General features: G+C 43.1%; 10 protein-coding genes and 1 CRISPR repeat array. Of the genes, 5 read left to right on the top strand and 5 right to left on the bottom strand.

Annotation, left to right across the window (positions count from 1 at the left end):
• Positions 1 to 12: 12 nt before the first annotated feature.
• The 5 genes from M0Q51_10795 (at position 13) to pdxH (ending at position 12,760) form a co-directional block, all read left to right on the top strand.
• Entirely contained in the window at positions 13 to 4,401 is a 4,389-nt protein-coding gene (locus M0Q51_10795; protein MCK9400464.1) for a translocation/assembly module TamB, read from the top strand.
• A gap of 35 nt (positions 4,402 to 4,436) precedes the next feature.
• Entirely contained in the window at positions 4,437 to 5,531 is a 1,095-nt protein-coding gene (locus tag M0Q51_10790; protein MCK9400463.1) for a T9SS type A sorting domain-containing protein, read from the top strand.
• Between the two features lie 18 nt (positions 5,532 to 5,549).
• Positions 5,550 to 8,747 (top strand): UvrD-helicase domain-containing protein, encoded by a 3,198-nt coding sequence (locus M0Q51_10785; protein ID MCK9400462.1) that lies wholly within the window; start codon positions 5,550 to 5,552, stop codon positions 8,745 to 8,747.
• Between the two features lie 28 nt (positions 8,748 to 8,775).
• Positions 8,776 to 12,045 carry a PDZ domain-containing protein gene (locus tag M0Q51_10780; protein ID MCK9400461.1) on the top strand — a complete coding sequence of 1,090 codons (3,270 nt, stop codon included), beginning with the start codon at positions 8,776 to 8,778 and terminating at the stop codon, positions 12,043 to 12,045.
• Positions 12,046 to 12,118: 73 nt separating this feature from the next.
• Positions 12,119 to 12,760, top strand: a complete 642-nt coding sequence (gene pdxH, locus M0Q51_10775; protein MCK9400460.1) for a pyridoxamine 5'-phosphate oxidase — start codon at positions 12,119 to 12,121, stop codon at positions 12,758 to 12,760.
• A gap of 159 nt (positions 12,761 to 12,919) precedes the next feature.
• Positions 12,920 to 15,370: direct repeats of the CRISPR family, unit length 30 nt; unit sequence GTTTCAATTCCATTATGGTTCGATTAAAAG.
• Between the two features lie 208 nt (positions 15,371 to 15,578).
• Here pdxH and cas2 read toward each other — a convergent pair.
• The 5 genes from cas2 to M0Q51_10750 are packed head-to-tail and all read right to left on the bottom strand — an operon-like array spanning position 15,579 to position 19,394.
• Positions 15,579 to 15,842 (bottom strand): CRISPR-associated endonuclease Cas2, encoded by a 264-nt coding sequence (gene cas2 / locus M0Q51_10770; protein ID MCK9400459.1) that lies wholly within the window; start codon positions 15,840 to 15,842, stop codon positions 15,579 to 15,581.
• Positions 15,842 to 16,846 (bottom strand): type I-B CRISPR-associated endonuclease Cas1b, encoded by a 1,005-nt coding sequence (cas1b, locus tag M0Q51_10765; GenBank protein ID MCK9400458.1) that lies wholly within the window; start codon positions 16,844 to 16,846, stop codon positions 15,842 to 15,844. Before cas1b ends, cas2 begins: the two co-directional genes overlap by 1 nt.
• Positions 16,843 to 17,382 (bottom strand): CRISPR-associated protein Cas4, encoded by a 540-nt coding sequence (gene cas4 / locus M0Q51_10760; protein ID MCK9400457.1) that lies wholly within the window; start codon positions 17,380 to 17,382, stop codon positions 16,843 to 16,845. The genes cas1b and cas4 overlap by 4 nt, the downstream gene beginning before the upstream one ends.
• The gene (locus M0Q51_10755; protein MCK9400456.1) at positions 17,375 to 19,117 is read right to left on the bottom strand and encodes a hypothetical protein; all 1,743 of its coding nucleotides are present in this window, start codon (positions 19,115 to 19,117) and stop codon (positions 17,375 to 17,377) included. The genes cas4 and M0Q51_10755 overlap by 8 nt, the downstream gene beginning before the upstream one ends.
• A gap of 55 nt (positions 19,118 to 19,172) precedes the next feature.
• Complete coding sequence (locus M0Q51_10750) at positions 19,173 to 19,394, bottom strand: hypothetical protein (protein MCK9400455.1); 222 nt, start codon at positions 19,392 to 19,394, stop codon at positions 19,173 to 19,175.
• Positions 19,395 to 19,743 lie beyond the last annotated feature (349 nt).

Raw genomic sequence — 19,743 nt, 5'->3', positions numbered from 1 at the left:
GTTTTAGTCATCGTGATCCTTCTCACGGGAATTCTAACACTGGTTTCCATCCTGCGGACACCTTCGTTTCAGGAACTGGCCGGCCGGCTTGCAGCCAGTTTTTTATCAAAGCAATTCCATACTGAGTTTTACCTTGAAAAACTAAGGATATCCGATTTCTTATTTATAGAAATACATGGACTGCAGGTAAATGATCATCGTCGCCAGGAAATGATCAGGGTTAATGATTTAAGAGTGAAAATTAACCGGTTATCCTTAAAGCAACATGTTATTAAATTCGAACGGGTGAGTCTTGACAGCGCAGGTTTATTCCTCGAAAAATATCCGGGTGACAGCGTGGTTAACTTTGCTTACTTCCTTCGGGGTTTTCAGTCTGATACTTTAGTTACTTCCGACACAGTGGTAACCTGGAGTTTTTTTTGCAATGAGCTTGCTGTCGATGATCTTTCATTCGGATATCGCAGCAATCAACCGGAATCTTTAACCAAAGGGATAGAATATAACAACCTTTTATTTTCCGAAATATTTTTAAACCTTAAAGATATTGCAATAATCGGGGATTCTGTTGCCGCTTCTGTTGACCACATTTCCTGCAAGGAACAATCGGGCATTGAACTTCTTGATCTTTCCGGTGATGCTCGCGTAAGTTCGTCCGGAATAAGGGTTAAAAATGCACTGATAACTATGGGTAAATCCAATCTTGACCTTGACCTGGAATTCTTATACGGAAGCTATAACGGCTTATCCGAATTTCTTGATAGTGTGTACATTAATTCTGTAATCAGAAGCTCAATGGTCACTTTAAGCGATATTGGCTTTTTTGCCCCGGAATTATTTAAAATGGATGATCCCGTTATGATCGCCGGCCTGGTCGAAGGACCGATCAGCGATTTTGCAGCGCGGGATTTAATCATCAGCCATGGTGATTTTACGGAATTCAACGGTGATGTCAGCATGAGAGGATTGCCCGATATCACTTCCACATACATAAAGCTTGATATTAAAAAACTAATAACAACACCTGAAGATATTACCGGATTCAGTCTTCCGCTTGAAAACCCCAATATTGTGCTGCCTCCTCCTGTCAATCAATTGGGCTTAACAACCATTAGCGGCAAATATGAAGGGTATTTTAATGATTTTAAAGCAGATCTGGCAGTGAATTCTGAGGCGGGAAGTTTAAAGATAAATGGCAGTTTATCTTCAAAAGATCCAGGTGGGGAAATGATTCTTGATGGTTATATCCAGGGGACAGATATAGAACTGGGTAAACTCTCAGGCAGTGATGACCTGGGCACGGTTAGCCTGGAACTGGAGATTAGCGGAAATGGTTCGACGTTCGATAATCTCAAAATGACTGTCAATGGCTGGATACAAGATCTGGAATTCAGGAATTACAAGTACGCAAAAATAATCATCGGTGGCGAGATCCTTGCACTTTCCTTCAATGGGCGGCTGATGATCAACGATTCTTCACTTAATCTGGGTTTCAACGGGTTGGTTGATTTCAACGGAGATGTTCCTGAATTCGATTTTAAACTTGATGTTGAAAAAGCCCGGTTTTATCAGCTCAATCTGTCGGACAGGAGCGAAGATATGGACCTGAAAGGACATGTCAGCGGTGACTTTAAAGGAATTGACCCGGAATCATTCTATGGGAAAATTTCAATAGATAACCTTCAGTATATTGAAAATGATGTGAAATACTGGCTTCATCACCTTGACCTTACCAGGACAAGTTATCCCGGCCAGCCTGATAGCATCAGGCTTAGGTCTGATTATATCGATGGGGATGTCGAAGGAGAATTCATTTTGAATGATTTGATCTCCCAGGTAACCAGCCTTGTCCTCGGTACAAAAGATGATCTTGCAAATAAAGAAATTCATGTGGAGAGTCCCCAGCATGTGACCTTTGATTTCAGTATGAAAGATATCAGCCCGATTACAGGGCTATTCCTGCCTTTTCTTGGAATTTCACCCGGCACAGTCATAACAGGCCAATTTGATTCAGGTAAAAAATCGCTGGAAGTCGACGGTTCAACTAATGAAATCTCGGTCAGCGGTATCAAGTTTAAAGGAGTGAGTTTTACGGGCCGAACCAAGGCTGATGAATTTGACTTTAATATTGTAATAAGCCGGATTATTCTTCAGGAAAATGAAGATGGGACCGGTCTTGACCTGGATAATTTCACCGCCCTGCTCGCCTCAAGAAATGATAGCATTAATTATACAATTAAATGGGACAATAAATTACCCGAGTCTCCTATTAAAGGCGCGGTGGACGGATTTGTCAGGTTTGCTTCAATGAAGAGCCTGGAAGCAGGCATTTTCAATGGTGAAGCTAATTTTAACGGTAATCTTTGGCAGGTGAAAGAAGAAAACTTATTCACCCTTGACTCATCCAGTATCGGTATACGAAATCTTAATATTATCAAAGGCGATGAGAATTTCGTCATCGATGGAAAGCTGACTGACCATGCTGCGGATACTTTAAGTCTTTATTTTAAAAATTGGTCCCTGGCAAACTTTAATCCATTTCTTGAAAGCATCTCGCTCGAATTGTCCGGGATAATCAATGGCAGATTCGGTATTTTCAGAAATGAAAGCATTACCAACATTTTTGCAGGAATAAAAATTTCTGATTTCAGTTTTAATGAAGTTTTCTTTGGGGATGCCGAATTCAGGACTCGCTGGCTCGAATCTGACCAGGCATTAGCCATGGATCTGAATATATTTTCCAAAGGCTCAACGGAAAATCCATACAAGATCCTGGGTGTGAATGGTTTTTACTATCCATTTGATAAAGAACGGAATTTTGACTTTGATATCGTATCTCAAAACCTCGATATTTCAGTTCTTGAGCCGCTTTTGAGAAGTTTCAGCTCTCACTTGGCAGGTTTTGCGACCGGGAAGATGACTCTTCATGGTTCAAATGCTAAACCATTGCTGTTGGGCAGGCTGAAGCTCCAACGTGCTGAAATGCAAGTGGACTATCTGAATGTGGTTTACTCCTTCTCAAATGAAGTGGTTTTTGATGAGAACCAAATCAAGTTCAACGAGTTGACAGTATATGATCCCAATTCCAATACCGCTGTGTTGACCGGCGGAATCAAGCACAATTATTTCCGGGACATGAGCCTTGATCTGACCATCAAACCGGACCACTTCATGGCCATGGATCTTAACCGTTACCAGAACGAGGTGTTTTACGGGAGGGCCTTTGCTACCGGCACTGTCAGACTTTCCGGACCATTCACTGACCTCTCCATTGTTGTCGATGTTAAGACGGATAAAGGTTCAAAAGTGTCCATCCCGATTAATTATTCCGTGGATGTTTCACAAAACGATTTTATTGTCTTTACCAGCGAGAATGATACCAGTAAGGTCAGGAATGATCAGAATGTGCAGATTGTCGGAGTTAGCCTTGATATCACAATGGACGTTACACGTGATGCAGATATAGAGATATTCCTGCCCGGAAATATCGGGAATATCCGTGCAAATGGCGCTGGTAAACTGAGGTTGGGGGTTAATCGAAATGGTTACCTTACCCTGAATGGTTCTTATATTATCCAATCAGGGTTATTTGTCTTTTCTTTGGAACAATTGGTGAGCCGGCGTTTTGAAATCCTTGAGGGGAGCAAGATCAGCTGGACCGGTGATATCTATGACGCTGAAGTCAGCATTATTGCCCGTTACAGGCTGAGGACCGCACTCAGCGGCCTTGGCATTGCCATGCTCGACCCGGATGCAGCAAGCCAAAAAGTAATCGTGAACACTGATATCCGGATGACGGGAAATTTGTTTAATCCCGACCTGAGTTTTGGCATCTCATTTCCGAATATGCAGGAGCAAACGAGGCAGGCTGTTTATTCTGTGCTCGATACAAATGATAAAGGATTGATGAACCAGCAAGCTATTTCATTATTGGTTTTAGGGAGTTTCAGCAGTACGGGCTCGGGAGGTTCAAACCCGGTCAACCCCGCAGCTATCGTCTCCAATACGCTCAGCAATATGCTGTCACAGATCAGCAAGGATTTTAATATCGGGATAAATTATATGCCAGGGGACCGGGTGACAAACGAACAGCTTGAAGTGGCCTTGTCAACACAACTTTTAGATGACCGTCTCATTATCGATGGAAATATTGATGTGTCCGGGAGCAATGCCAGTTCTCAGAAAACCAGTTCCATCGTAGGTGATATAAATGTCGAATACAAGCTGACGCAAGACGGAAGGTTTCGTGTCAAAGCCTTCAACCGTTCGAACGATCTTTCGCTTTTTAATGACTATTCTCCTTATACCCAGGGAGTCGGAGTTTTCTACCGTAAGGAATTTAACAATATGGAGGAATTATTTAAACGATCCGGTTCAGCTAAACAGAAAAAAGCCAAAAACTAATTTAATTCATCCTATCTTTGTAAAAAAATTATTGAATGATACGGGCTATTACTTTATTCACCATAATATTTCTGTTTGGTTTTCAAATAAATGCCCAGATTGTTATTACCAGCGATGATATGCCTGTCCCTGGTGATACAGTCAGGAAAAGTAATACTGCTATCCTTGACAGTATCAACTACCAGCAAGGGGGACCTGACCAAACGTGGCTGTTCGATGAATTAACAGTCGTGTCGCAACAGGTCGATACTTTTGTCAATGTCAGTGAAACCCCCGCTATTTACCAGATTTTTTTCAATAACCAGTTCATATATCCGGATTACAAATCGACCGTAGCCTTAAAAATGGCTCAGTTTACAGCTATCCCGACAGTGGAGTTAACTGATTCATACCTGTTCATAAAAGTTACGGATGAAGATATGCGTGAAGTTGGTTATGGCGTAACATTAGAAGGGGTTCCGTTACCGATACAGTTTCAGCAAATCGATACGATTTACCGCTTTCCGCTTGAATATGGCGATGTGGATTCAGCACATTCCTTGCTCTCAATTGATGTTCCAGACCTGGGTTATTTGATGATTTCAAAATTCAGGAAGAATACTGTGGATGGATGGGGCACGCTCACTACGCCTTATGGCGAATTTCAGACTCTGAGGGTGAAAACGGAAATTGTAGAATACGACAGCCTTTACAGTGACTCACTGGGAATGGGAATGCCCCTGATCCGGAATATCATCGAATACAAATGGCTGGCAAATGGCTTCCCGGAGCCTGTCCTGCAAGTGACCGAAGAAGGGTTTATTATCACCGCCTCTTATATTGATTCTATAAGGTCCGGTTTCCTGAATGTCCCGGAAGTGAAAAACCGCATGTATGATTTCTCTGTTTACCCGAACCCAAGCAAAGATTACCTGTCAGTCAGCTATGAGCTTTTTGAAGATGCTGATGTAAAACTATCGGTCTATTCCATTTATGGAACTGAAATGAAACGTTTTGCCCAAACCCGCCAGGAAAGGGGTTTATATAACCGGGTTCTATACCTGAAAGAAAATGGTTTCAGGCCCGGGGTTTACCTGATCCGTCTTACCATTGACAATGTTCCTTACGTCAAAAGAATCTTGCTGAATTAAATCTTTCCCTGTATTTTTATGCCTGATATGGCCGAGCAAAATGGAAAGTTCGTCGTTTATAAATCTTCTGCCGGTTCGGGAAAGACTTTCACCCTCGTCAGGGAATACCTGAAAATTGTCCTGCAAAACCCTGACCAGTTCCGGCAGGTTCTTGCCATCACCTTTACAAACAAGGCTGCCAATGAAATGAAGGAACGGGTGGTCCGCAACCTTATCTTCCTGACTGACCCGGCGAACAACCGGCAGGAAGATGCTATAAAGCATCTCTTGCCACAGCTGGCGAAACAGCTCAACCTCACTGAACCGCAGATCAGCTTGAGGGCTTCCATTGTTTTACGCCTCATCATGCATCATTATGCCGAATTCGCTATCAGTACCATCGATAGCTTTACCCACAGAGTTATCCGGACCTTTGCACACGACCTGAAAATCCCCATGAACTTCGAAGTCGAGCTGGACGCGGAAACAATGCTCTCACAATCTGTTGACCTGCTGATCAGCCAGGTCGGCAGCGACGAGCAGCTTACCCGCGTGATGATTGACTTTGTGGAGAAAAAAGCCGGTGATGAGCTGAGCTGGCAGATCGAAAAGGATCTGAACGAGTTTGGCAGCACACTGCTTTCCGAATCCAGTATTTCCGCTCTCGGGGAGATCAGGGGCTATGACCTCGAAACTTTCATGAAAGTCCGAAACAACCTGATTCAGTGGAAATCGACCTGGGAAAATATTATAAAAAAACTTGCCGTGGAGGCAGTTGCCTTGATTAACCGGGAGCAAATCGGTGCGGATTCATTTACAGGCAAAAGCAAGAGCCTCCTGGCTTACCTGCAAAACCTGGCTCAAGGAAAATTCGACAAAATTAAACCGACCGGCTATGCCCTTAAGTCACTGGAATCCGGTGAATGGGTCAGTTTAAAAGCACCAGCCCGGGATAGAATGGCTTTTAATGGGATTGCAACCGAATTGCTGAAACTTGGAAAGAGTTTGCTCGAAATGACTGAAAATGAATTGCCGCGCTATTCTCTTTGCAGGCTGTTGCTGAACCAATTGTTTTCCACAGCCCTGCTCAGTGAGATCGAGAAAACGCTGAATGCTCTTTGCCAGGAGAATAATAAGCTGCTGATCAGTGAGTTCAACCGGAGGATTGCACAGGTTGTAAAAGAGCAGCCAGCCCCGTTTATCTATGAAAGGCTTGGTGAAAAATACCATCATTACCTGATCGATGAATTCCAGGACACTTCCATCCTGCAATGGCATAATTTGCTGCCGTTGATTGAAAACTCATTGGCTTCCTCACGGATAAACCTGGTGGTAGGCGATGCCAAGCAGGCTATTTACCGCTGGCGTTCAGGCGATGCTGAGCAGTTCGGGCTTCTGCCCCGGTTGTTAAAAGATAAGCCTGACCCGTTGCTCGATAGCAGGGAGCGCGCCCTGATCAATCATTATAAAGAGGAAAACCTCGGCAGGAACCACCGATCCAGCCCGGTTATCGTTGATTTTAATAACCGCCTGTTCGCCTGCATAGCCCCGTTCCTTCCGGAACGGTACGGTGAAGTTTTTAAACACGCCACACAGGAGGCAGCAAAAAAAGATAAACCAGGGATGGTCAGGGTTGAAAGGATAGTTAAAGGTGAAGATGATGAAAGGAATTATGAAGATATCGTCCATGATAAAATACTTACCATAATCCATGAACTGGAAGCCGATAACTTCCTGTTGAAGGATATGGCTATCTTATGCCGCGAAAACAAAAAAGCTGCTAAAATCGCCTCTTTCCTTATCCGCAACGGGATTCCCGTTATATCATCCGAATCACTGTTGCTTACCCAATCGGAACAGGTCAATTTCCTGGTCGCATGGATGAAACATCTGGTCGACCGGACAGATGGGATTCAAATGGCCCACATCCTTCGATATATTATCGATAAAGGATTGATGACCGGGGTCCGGCTGGAAGATTTTTTCAGTAAAGATGACCAACAGCTGAGTGAAGGATTCTCTGAAATCATTACCGGGCATTTTCCTTTTATCGATATTAACCGTCTGAAAAGCCTGGAAATATTTGGCCTGACCCAGTATCTTATCCTGCATTTTAAATTGAATAGACTGAATGACAGTTACATGCGATTCTTTCAGGATATTGTACTGGAGTTTGTCAAAGATCACAGAGGTGGTTTGCCTGAATTCCTGGAATGGTGGGAAGAAAAAAGCCTCAAAGCCTCCGTGGTCATCCCCGAAGGTATCAATGCGGTGAGGATCATGACCATCCATAAAGCCAAGGGTTTACAGTTTCCTGCAGTCATTTTTCCCCATGCCGATGAACAAGTCCGGGCAACCCGAAAGAATCTTTGGGTTCCTCTGGATGAAGACTTCGCCAGGCCTTTGAAAACGGCATACCTCCTGACGCAGAAATCCATGAAAGAAACTATTTATGAAGCATTGTACGATGATGAGATCGACCGTTCGATTGTCGATATGGTTAATGTCCTGTATGTCGCCCTCACGCGGCCTGAAGAGCGGTTGTATGTCCTCACAAAAGATTTTCCGGAGAAGTCGGACGGGGCCATTTCAGTTCCTAAGTTGCTCAGCCAATTTTTCCAATCAGAAGGCACTTGGTCGCCAGGCCGTGATCTTTATCAATATGGCGAGAGGTGGCAGCGGGCTGAACCTGGTGAAAAAGAAACAAGAGAAGATGTTTCTGCTGAAGAGCCCTCTGTCTGTGGTGCCTCTTTAAAGATGCTGCTGCGCCGTCATGCACCCATGGCCTGGGATATGGATGAACCCGGGAAAAACCGTGAATGGGGCAACCTGGTCCACCTGGCCATGTCAATGACCAGCCGTGCAGACCAGGTTGGGATAGTTCTGCAGGAACTGCTGATCAGCGGTTTAATTACTTCTGAACAACAGAATGAGTTATCTGTTTTGATGGCCGGGATCCTGAGAAATCCTGAAATCTCGTGCTTTTTCGACCCTGCTTTTGAAGTCAGGAACGAGCCGGAAATTCTGACGCTTGATGGCCGTTTATATCGGCCTGACCGTATTCTGATGCAACGGGAACGTGTTACCATCATTGATTATAAAACAGGAAAGCACCGGGCTGAGTACCTCGATCAGGTATTAAAGTATGCCGGGCTGCTTAATGAGATGAATTATAAGGTTGATGGCGCTTATTTGCTTTACCTCAACCGTCAGCCTGAAGTGGTGAAAGTGATTTAGTGTAAAAATATTTTTAAATATCTGATACATGAAAAAGATCAAATTATTTTTATTATCACTCATTTTTTTGCCATTTTTGATTCAGGCGCAGGAAGAAGCACGACTGTTAAGATTCCCGGCTGTTCACGGTAACCAGGTTGTTTTTACCTATGCGGGCGACCTGTATACCGTAGCAAGAGCCGGCGGGATGGCTAGAAAACTGACCAACCATGAAGGTTTTGAAATGTTTGCCAGGTTTTCTCCTGATGGTAAGCAAATTGCATTCACTGCCCAGTATGATGGCAATACGGAGGTTTATGTGATGCCTTCGGAAGGCGGCGTGCCGGTGAGGCTTACCTATACCGCCACGTTGGGACGAGATGACATCTCTGACAGGATGGGCCCCAATAATATCGTCATGACCTGGACCCCTGACGGGAAAAGCATTTTTTACCGGTCAAGGAAACAGACGTTTAATGATTTTGTAGGGCAATTATATAAGGTTTCCGTGGATGGCGGCTTATCCGCCGAACTGCCGCTTTCTACCGGTGGTTTTTGCTCCTGGTCTCCCGATGGCTCAAAACTGGCATTCAACAGGGTTTGCAGGGAATTCCGTACCTGGAAATATTACAGGGGTGGCATGGCCGATGATATCCGGATCTATGATTTCACTACCGGAGAGGTTGAAAATATTACCGAAAATGATGTGCAGGATATCTTCCCGATGTGGCATGGGGATAATATCTATTTCCTGTCGGATCGCGACCGCACCATGAACCTTTTCGTTTACAATACCGGAACACGTCAGATCCGTAAACTCACCAACTATACCGATTATGATATCAAATTCCCATCCCTGGGGAATAATGCGATCATATACGAAAACGGCGGCTTTCTGAATGTTTTCGACCTACAGACGGAAAAGACTTCAAAGATGAATATCACCATTGCAGAGGATTTCTATGGCGGCAGGAATGAACTAAAAGACGCTTCGAAATCAATCAGCAATGCTGATCTTTCACCCGACGGGAAAAGGGTGGTGTTTTCTGCAAGAGGGGAGGTCTTTTCGGTTCCCGCTGAAGAGGGGATTACGAGAAATCTTACAGAAAGCTCCGGAGCTCATGATAGGGAAGCCGCCTGGTCGTTCGATGGAAAATATATTGCTTATTTATCAGACAAAAACGGGGAATATGAGATCTATATGCAGGCGCAGGATGGCAGTGCGGAAGCGGTGCAGCTTACCAGCAATGCTGATACTTACAAATTCACCATCCGCTGGTCGCCGGATAATAAAAAAATCCTCTGGAGCGATAAAAAGCTCAGGCTTCTGTATGTTAATATAGAAACCAGAGAGGTTAAACAGGTTGACCAGTCGAAGATCTGGGAATTTGACGATTTTAGCTGGTCGCCCGACAGCCGCTGGATTGCCTATGTCACCCAGTTGCCAAGTAATTTCAGCAAGATTTTGCTTTTTGATACTGAAACCGGGAAGAAATATGGTATTACAGACGACTGGTATTCTTCAAACAGCCCGGTTTTCAGCATGGATGGGAAATACCTGTTCTTTACTTCCGGCAGGGATTTTAACCCGATTTACAGTGAGACCGAATGGAACCATGCTTATCAGAACATGGACAGGATCTATGTAGCCATTCTTGCAGCTGATACCCCGAATCCATTTTCTCCGAAAAATGATGAGGTTGAAATTAAAAAGGATGAGCCGGCGAAACCTGATGCAAAGAAAAAAGACGGATCAGAAGATAAAGATAAACCGGTAGAAAGTAAAATAACCAAAATAGATACGCTTGGCATTGGCGATCGTATCCTGGGCCTGCCGCTGAGGCCGTCCAATTACTTTAATCTCACGGCACTGGACGACAAGGTTTATTATAATGAAATGCTTTCAGGCGGAGATGGCATTACGTTGAAGTTTTTCGACCTGAAAAAGAAAGAGGAAACAGAGCTGGGAATAGGTATGATGTACGCCATTTCTGCAGATGGTAAAAAGATGTTGGTGGTCCAGGGCGATAAATATGCCGTCATCGATTTGCCTTCCGGAAAGATCAACCTTACGAAGTATGTCGATCTCTCCAACATGAAAGCTTATGTTGATAAAGATATGGAATGGAAGCAAATATTTAATGAGGCATGGCGCCAGATGAGGGACTTCTTTTATGTCGAAAATATGCACGGTTTGGATTGGCCCGCGATGAAAGTGAAATACGGGCAGATGCTGCCTTACGTCAATAACCGCAATGACCTGAATTACCTGATAGGGGAGATGATCGCCGAGCTGAATGTCGGCCACGCTTATGTGTCTGGTGGCGACAAACCTGCACCGGAAAGGATTAAAACGGGATTATTAGGGGCTAAAATCAGCAAGGATGTGTCTGGTTATTTTAAGATCGATAAGATCCTGAAAGGCCAGAACTGGAGCAAATCGTTGCGTTCCCCGCTTACAGAGGTGGGCGTTAACATGAAGGAAGGCGATTTCATCCTGGCAGTCGATGGAAAGCCGGCTGATAAAATGCCGGACCTTTATGCCGCCCTCCTGGGAAAGGCTGACAAACCGGTTGAACTGACTGTCAATGGGACAGCTTCGACAGTCGGGAGCCGAAAGGTCATTGTACTGCCAATCGAAGATGAATCTGATCTTTATTATTACAATTGGGTCCAGCACAATATTGAATATGTCAACAGCAAAACCAATGGCGAAGTCGGCTATATCCACGTTCCCGACATGGGGACCGGTGGCTTAAATGAATTCGTAAAGTACTTCTATCCCCAGTTGTCTAAAAAAGCTCTTATCATCGATGACCGCGGCAATGGCGGCGGAAATGTCTCCCCGATGATCATCGAAAGGTTGCGCAGGGAGATCACCCGGTCGAACATGGCCAGGAATGTCGAAATCCCCGGCTATACGCCCCGCCAGATGATGCTGGGCCCGATGGTGATGCTGATCAACCAGTATTCTGCCTCTGATGGCGACTTGTTCCCTTACGCTTTTAAGAAGCATGAATTGGGCACAGTGATCGGTATGAGGACCTGGGGCGGCGTCGTGGGCATCCGCGGATCATTGCCGTTCATCGATGGCATGGACCTGCGCAAGCCCGAATTTGCTTCCTATTCTTCCGAAACCAGCGACTGGATCATCGAAGGCATCGGGGTAGAACCCGATATCATGATCGACAACGATCCCGCCCAGGAATACAAAGGTATAGATGCCCAGCTTGATAAGGCCATTGAGGTCATCCTGGAGCAATTAAAGGATTATAAAGGTGTTCCGCCGATTCCTGTTCCGCCGGATAAGAGTAAGTAGGCAGTTGACAGCAGTAATTATTACTGCCTACTGCCTACTGCCAACTGCCAACTTTTTTCCCGATCTTTGCTCCATGCAAAAGAACGACCTCTCTGAAATCAGGAATGAGTACCTTCGGGATGAACTGGATATTTTCCATGTCCATCCCGATCCGGTTCAACAATTCGGTATATGGATGGAGCAGGCGCTTTCAGCAGAAATTGATGAACCTACGGCCATGACGCTGGCCACTGTTTCCCCTGAAGGAAAACCATCAGCCCGCATGATGCTGTTGAAAGGCTTTGACTCAAACAGCTTTGTTTTTTTTACGAACTACGAAGGCAGGAAAGGACGAGAGATAGCTAAAAACCACCGGGTCGCCCTGGTATTTTACTGGAAGGAACTCGAACGCCAGGTGCGGATTGAAGGTTTCGTCATTAAAACCTCCGGGAAAGAATCAGATGACTATTTTCATTCACGTCCCGCCGAAAGCCAGGTAAGCGCTATTATCTCGCCCCAGAGCACATCAATTCCCGATCGCCGGCATCTCGAAAACCTCAGGAAAGAATACCTTAAAGATCATACCGGTGAGCACAAAAGGCCTGTTCATTGGGGCGGTTACCAAGTTGTTCCGGAAATGATTGAATTTTGGCAGGGCCGTCCGAACCGGCTCCACGACAGAATACGGTACATACGAAAAGGAGCGGAATGGGTTATAGAACGGCTGGCGCCATAAATCAGTTCAAAGTTCAAAGTGTGTTTTCGACCCTGTCAGGTCCTCCTTATGTCGGACGCTGACAGGTCGCGGTGAATGAAAAACCTGATGGCGTCGCCAAACCCGTCAGGTTAAATTGAATAAACAATGACAACTTTGCCCTAATTCTGGTGTTGTGCCCGCACTGGCTACCTATGGTTCGATTAAAAGACGGCGTGGTAGCTTTAGTAATGGCGATTGGAGAGGTTTCAATTCCATTATGGTTCGATTAAAAGCTGAAGTGGTTGTCTGGGAAAATGGTTTATTATCAAGTTTCAATTCCATTATGGTTCGATTAAAAGTATAAATCGGCAGGATATCCGACTTTTTATTTAAAGTTTCAATTCCATTATGGTTCGATTAAAAGACTTTACAAAAAAGAGATCAATGCCTTAGAGGCATGTTTCAATTCCATTATGGTTCGATTAAAAGGACAACAACATACATTTATATCGGAGCTATAATAGCGTTTCAATTCCATTATGGTTCGATTAAAAGCAATGAACCAGACATTTATGAACTTCGAACTTAAGTTTCAATTCCATTATGGTTCGATTAAAAGATCGCGGCCAGGTCAATGCCAAGCAGTGCAAGCAGTTTCAATTCCATTATGGTTCGATTAAAAGAACATTTCGCTGTTGATCATCTTACGGATTGGTTCGTTTCAATTCCATTATGGTTCGATTAAAAGCCTTCAGCAAATGAGGCGTGATATCCCGGGCAGATGTTTCAATTCCATTATGGTTCGATTAAAAGGTAATTTATTTCCGGGAGTTACATCCTGAGTTAAAATGTTTCAATTCCATTATGGTTCGATTAAAAGCACAAGGCCGGGCTTGAAAACACCGTGGGCCCGTGGTTTCAATTCCATTATGGTTCGATTAAAAGCACAAGGCCGGGCTTGAAAACACCGTGGGCCCGTGGTTTCAATTCCATTATGGTTCGATTAAAAGTATAACCTGTATCATCCAATTTCGGCCATGTGATGTTTCAATTCCATTATGGTTCGATTAAAAGCCAATACCTGAAATAACCTATCATTGTTTTTTCTGGTTTCAATTCCATTATGGTTCGATTAAAAGCCAATACCTGAAATAACCTATCATTGTTTTTTCTGGTTTCAATTCCATTATGGTTCGATTAAAAGAAAAGATTTGTATGCTTTACCTGAAGTTCAAGTTAAGTTTCAATTCCATTATGGTTCGATTAAAAGAAAAGATTTGTATGCTTTACCTGAAGTTCAAGTTAAGTTTCAATTCCATTATGGTTCGATTAAAAGACTGCATAAGGATAGTATTGTAACAGTAATAGCAATGTTTCAATTCCATTATGGTTCGATTAAAAGGAAAGACCTTGTAAAAGGCTTTATTGTAGCTATTTTGTTTCAATTCCATTATGGTTCGATTAAAAGATCGCCTGATTTGCCGTAGGGACATTTAACCTCTTCATGTTTCAATTCCATTATGGTTCGATTAAAAGATAAACCGGGGTTTGAACATTCATTGAGATTCCCCGTTTCAATTCCATTATGGTTCGATTAAAAGCGGTGAGTTGCTCAAGCAGGTAGCCATTGATATCGTGTTTCAATTCCATTATGGTTCGATTAAAAGGTTCCTTCCACTGGTTGAAGGTCTTGAATTCTTTGGTTTCAATTCCATTATGGTTCGATTAAAAGATTATCGGCGTAAATGGTCGTTGCCTGGTCATAGTTGTTTCAATTCCATTATGGTTCGATTAAAAGTTTGCCTTTAATTACTATGGCAAATTCGTGGATAGTTTCAATTCCATTATGGTTCGATTAAAAGGGTCCTTTTGGGAAATGTGCGCAACGCCACCAAAGAAGTTTCAATTCCATTATGGTTCGATTAAAAGCTTCGTGGAAGTAGCCAACCAGATCAAGATAGCATGTTTCAATTCCATTATGGTTCGATTAAAAGCTTCATGGCCAACTGCCTGAAGATCTACTTTCAGTAGTTTCAATTCCATTATGGTTCGATTAAAAGACCTATGCTTTAATAAATCAGCTTAAAGTAAAAGAGGTTTCAATTCCATTATGGTTCGATTAAAAGGGAATGGACGGCAAGCTCAGCGAGGTAGGATCCTCCGTTTCAATTCCATTATGGTTCGATTAAAAGTCCATCAGGTATGACATCCGGATCTCGTTGGTCTGTTTCAATTCCATTATGGTTCGATTAAAAGTCTTTGCGACAATAAATTCCAGAAGTCGGGCACTCTTGTTTCAATTCCATTATGGTTCGATTAAAAGGCTTATGAAGAAAGGCTGAAAGACGCCGGTATTTTGTTTCAATTCCATTATGGTTCGATTAAAAGAACGTATAAGAACATGTTTGATGCGCAGGGAATAGTGTTTCAATTCCATTATGGTTCGATTAAAAGCCCGGCGAATACCGGGCTGAGCTTTTACTCCAATGTTTCAATTCCATTATGGTTCGATTAAAAGAACGCTTTGAAATGGACTCCTAAAACCATCTGATCAGTTTCAATTCCATTATGGTTCGATTAAAAGCTCATAATCATCCGGAGCCGCATCCATAATTTTCTGTTTCAATTCCATTATGGTTCGATTAAAAGCCGTTTGTAAAAATAATTAAAAATCCTGAAAAACAGGCTTTATGATCTTCATGAAGCCTGTTTTTCAGGTGAAAATTTTTGTCGATCGCCAATTAGGTATTTTTGTATGGGTTTCGACAACCTGTTGAATCCGTTTAAAATCAGTATGTCAAAGAACCTGATGTTGTTTTTTCCTGGTTTATGCGCAGGGTAAACTCAACAACGACAACTAAATAATCTGCTCCAGACCCGATCTTTCAACGCCAATGATCTCCTTATCAAGCCATTCCTGCTGGCGGGATTTGAAAATGATCAGGCTGTCGATCTCTAGTTTCATGATTCGTTTAGCCTTGGCAATCAGTTCTTTCAACTTTGCAGGCGAAATCTCACCTTCAAAGACTGAATTCTGTATCCAATGCAGGTACTGACGGCACAACTTCAACATCTTGCCTACCCGTTTTTCACCAATATCGTAAACCAGGATTACATACATTACCAGTAACTTTTAAATGGTTTATATTCTTCTATGCCCATCAGGTGCTTGATGAGTTTGTAGCATTCCAGCTTCATCATATGCTGATAGCTCACCTTCCGCTTTAATTTGCGGTGCTCAATGGTTTCATTCATCCGCTCTTCAAAAGCCTGCACGAATTTCTTCCTTGCTTTGTCCTTCAATACAATCCTGTTCAGCGATGATTCAAAATCCTCCTGTTTAATCTCTTTCTTGTTAAGCATCCTGAAAATCAACCGGTCAACCAAAACAGGCTTAAATATTTCCGCCAGGTCGAGCGCCAGGGAATACCTTCTTTCGCCGGGCTCATGCAGGAAACTGATGGTCGGGTTCAGTTGGGTCTGATGAATGGCCCTGAGACATTGTGAATAACACATCATGTTGCCGAATGATATCAGGGCGTTGACTTCATTTTCAGGAGGGCGCTTGCTTCTTTTGCCCATCTCGAAACCATCAATTATGGTATCGAAGGCCTCATAGTATTTCATACGGATATTGCCTTCCAGTCCCATTAATTCATCGATTCTCATAATTTCCGGCACTTTTTCCGCCAGAAGCTCAATCTCCCTGATGATAAATGCCGTGTCCTTTCCTCGATTATCGTAATACCGGAGTGTTTTTACCATGTTGAAGGCAGCGCCTTCCACGAATTTCAAAGCCAATGCCGTTCTTTTCTTGCGGCTATGATAATGAAGCACCTGGTTCACCAGCAATTTGCCGGAAAGCAACTGGTCCTTGGGCATGAAAGAACCGGAGTAATTCTCGTAATAATCAAAAAAGTGGACAGGAATCCCGTTCTTGCCCAGGAAATTATACAGCGCGCTGTTTGCCGTCAGTTCGCCGAAAACATACAAGTCTGACACCCCTTCAACGGGCAGGTAACGTGGTTCCTGCTCAGCCCCCTCTTCATTCACCGGGGTGAATTTCAGGGTATTGTCTTTCCGGCTCAAACGACCCGGATTGAATAGATAATAGGTCTTTTTCATGAGGGTTTCCTTATGGGTTCATCACTTTCACCACTCCAGCAAAAATCAAAATAACTGCAATTTTTACATGCTGTGATCTTTTTCCGGTCCGGGCACTTATCATTAGCCAATATTTTCTTGATTTCCGCTAAGTATTCGTTTATCTCTGTTCTGTCATCTTCGGTCAGGATTACCTGTTCAGTTCGCCGTAACCGTGGATATTCGAGCAGCCCGGTAACATTATTCAGCCCGTGATCCTTTAAAATACTGATGTAATACTTTAATTGCCAGACATGTGCTTGCTCAAAACGGTTTGATTTCTTGATCTCATGAATGATATTATTTTTCGGATCGAAAAAGTCGATTTTTATCCCGTCAATTTCAATTTCCTCAAAGCTTTCATTCCGGCGGGGATATGATTCTTCATGGACCAGCTTTCCTTCCAACACAAGATCGGATTCATGCTCCATAGTGATGCCGCGTGAAAAGAGCCATAGCTTGCGGTGGCATACGAGGAAGTAATTAAATTGAGTGCCGGTAACGGTCTTGTCATTCATCATACGGGAAATGTTTGTTTAATACTTCCATCATGGCGCGCCGGTTCTTATATTGGTGCCTGAAATTTTGCACCAGCTTTTTAACTGTTGTTTCGCCATCTTTAATTTTCCGGACTTTGATCAGGTATCTTGCCACATTTTCATATACCGAACGCCCTGTCTGATCAGCCAGGTCTGTTATGTTTTTCTCATAAATAGCGATCATTTCAGATGGATAAATGTTTTCAAGATGTTTGGAATACCTGTCAATGAAAGAAAGATGCGTGGCGTTTATCTTCATCAGGGTTAGCAGCCTTTCCGGGTAATCTTCTTCAACAAAGATATCTGCCAATGCCTGGGCATGATAATGATCTCCGGTGGCTTCTGGTTTCTTTATTTTGTTGATGATTTCTTCTGCTTTTTCCGGCCATTCGGCAGGTGAACATGATTTTTTCAGCTTCCTGAAATAATCCATATTGAATGATTCTTCAAAAAAGAGCGTTTCTGCCCATTTTCTTATCTCAGCAGTATTATTTTCCTTTTCAGAAATATCAAGCATGATTTCTTTAAATCTCAAACCGGAGTTTTGATATTTCCGGTGAGTTTCGGATTGCCAGATTCCGTTTTCGCAAAGCTGCCGGGCCTGAATGAGGTCGATTTCCATCATGGCTTTATCAATCAGTTTAATTCTGAATTCAGGTATGTCGATATTCTCTGACATTATATCAGCAGCCTGTTCCGCATGGCCGCTGTTTTCCAGATAATGGATCTTCGCTTCCAAAAGCCTGATGATCCCGTATTGGCCATATTCATTGTTTTTTGCTAATTCAATATTCCGGTCAATCAGGTTAAAGAACAGTTTTTCCTGTTCTATAGTGCTGATGGTTTGCGGGATTAAATCAAGGAAATGGGTGTCCCACGCGAATTCCCGGTATTTGTCCTTTGGCATTTCTTCGATGAAGTAATTGAACAATTCATCTTTCAGCAGCGGTGGCGCTTCAGTGGAAATCTGATCGAGAATATCGAATGCATCCTGGATGAATTGGTATCCAAAACCATCAGAATCATCTATCATTTGGAGAATTTCCGGCAATTCTTCAATGATAACCTTTGTGATGGCCAGGCTATCGTACAGGTTATTTGTTGCAAGAAATTGCTTTGATCTTGAAATAAGATCAAACATAGGATCGGAAACCTTGTAGGTGTTTTTATACTCAATAAAGCCATGTCGTCCTGAAGCCTTATTGACAATTGACTTCAGTATATTGCGGTATTTTTCTACGGGATCACCTTCTAAATAGTGAGAATAGGCAATAGTGAAGGCATTACGGAGCTCTTCATTTTCAGCTAACTGTGATTTGACAAAGTTCCTTAACTCTATTTCGGAAAGCCGGTCAATGATGCTTTCCGGGGATGTTTTTGTTTTTTTTGATGATTTACTGTTAGTGTCATGTTTGACTTTTTTATTTTTATCGGATGTCATGCCTCCCTTTATTTCATCCCGGATGGCAAAGAGGGTGGCGGCGACATGCTTGCACATCAAGCCATATTCGTAAGGGCAATCGCACTCCCATGAAATTACATAGTCATTTTCAAATTCGACTGATACATCATATTCTTCAGATCCGATGACTACAGCGCTCCAGGAGCCGGGCATGTCTTCGGCGAGGTCTTCTACTGCGCCGGATGCAAAGTAATCCAGTCCTCGTTCAACGATGACAGGTTCCACGTCAGATTCAAAATTCTTCAGCTTCATTGGTCTTCCATGTTTGTGTATAAAATTTATTTTAATATCGTCCCTGACGGGACTTTTAATTCATCAATATTTCGTTTTCTACCGATATTTTGTCCCTGACGGGACAGGCCGGCAATGTGCTGGAAAATGTGTCACAGCCTTCAAAACCTTGGATTACGGATATATATCCATTCCATAATGTGGATAACAATATCCTGGTCCGGTTATGCAGTTTCTTCGGACGATTCCGCCTCTGCTCTTCAGTCCCGTCAGGGACATAATATTGGTAGATATTCATTTGTTAATTGGTTTCAAGGTTCAAGACCCGTCAGGGGCTTTATATCGGTAGATATTCATTTGTCAATTGGGTTCAAGGTTCAAGCCCCGTCAGGGGCTTTATATCGGTAGATATTCATTTGTCAATTGGGTTCAAGGTTCAAGCCCCGTCAGGGGCTTTATATCGGTAGAAATTCATCATTCACGTAATCATTAAGTGCCGTCAGGCACGGTATAATCAATCTCAACCGGTTTAAAAACAAAACGTTCATCATAATCCACCTCAAATTTTTTCAGCATTTCAAGATATTCCTCCTTAAAGGTTTTTGTTATGTGGTGAACAGATTGATTATTAATGTATTTAATCACGC

This window comes from Bacteroidales bacterium (assembly GCA_023229505.1).
In the GTDB taxonomy this organism is placed as follows: domain Bacteria; phylum Bacteroidota; class Bacteroidia; order Bacteroidales; family JAGOPY01; genus JAGOPY01.
The sequence above is the reverse complement of the archived record's forward strand: the minus strand, read 5'-3'. Positions and strand labels throughout refer to the sequence as shown.

What these genes read in the sequence shown, in the direction of transcription:
- M0Q51_10790 (MCK9400463.1), top strand. Translation starts at nt 4,437, where the DNA reads ATGATACGGGCTATTACTTTATTCACCATAATATTTCTGTTTGGTTTT.
- M0Q51_10785 (MCK9400462.1), top strand. Translation starts at nt 5,550, where the DNA reads ATGCCTGATATGGCCGAGCAAAATGGAAAGTTCGTCGTTTATAAATCT.
- M0Q51_10780 (MCK9400461.1), top strand. Translation starts at nt 8,776, where the DNA reads ATGAAAAAGATCAAATTATTTTTATTATCACTCATTTTTTTGCCATTT.
- pdxH (MCK9400460.1), top strand. Translation starts at nt 12,119, where the DNA reads ATGCAAAAGAACGACCTCTCTGAAATCAGGAATGAGTACCTTCGGGAT.
- cas2 (MCK9400459.1), bottom strand. Translation starts at nt 15,842, where the DNA reads ATGTATGTAATCCTGGTTTACGATATTGGTGAAAAACGGGTAGGCAAG.
- cas1b (MCK9400458.1), bottom strand. Translation starts at nt 16,846, where the DNA reads ATGAAAAAGACCTATTATCTATTCAATCCGGGTCGTTTGAGCCGGAAA.
- cas4 (MCK9400457.1), bottom strand. Translation starts at nt 17,382, where the DNA reads ATGAATGACAAGACCGTTACCGGCACTCAATTTAATTACTTCCTCGTA.
- M0Q51_10755 (MCK9400456.1), bottom strand. Translation starts at nt 19,117, where the DNA reads ATGAAGCTGAAGAATTTTGAATCTGACGTGGAACCTGTCATCGTTGAA.
- M0Q51_10750 (MCK9400455.1), bottom strand. Translation starts at nt 19,394, where the DNA reads ATGAATATCTACCAATATTATGTCCCTGACGGGACTGAAGAGCAGAGG.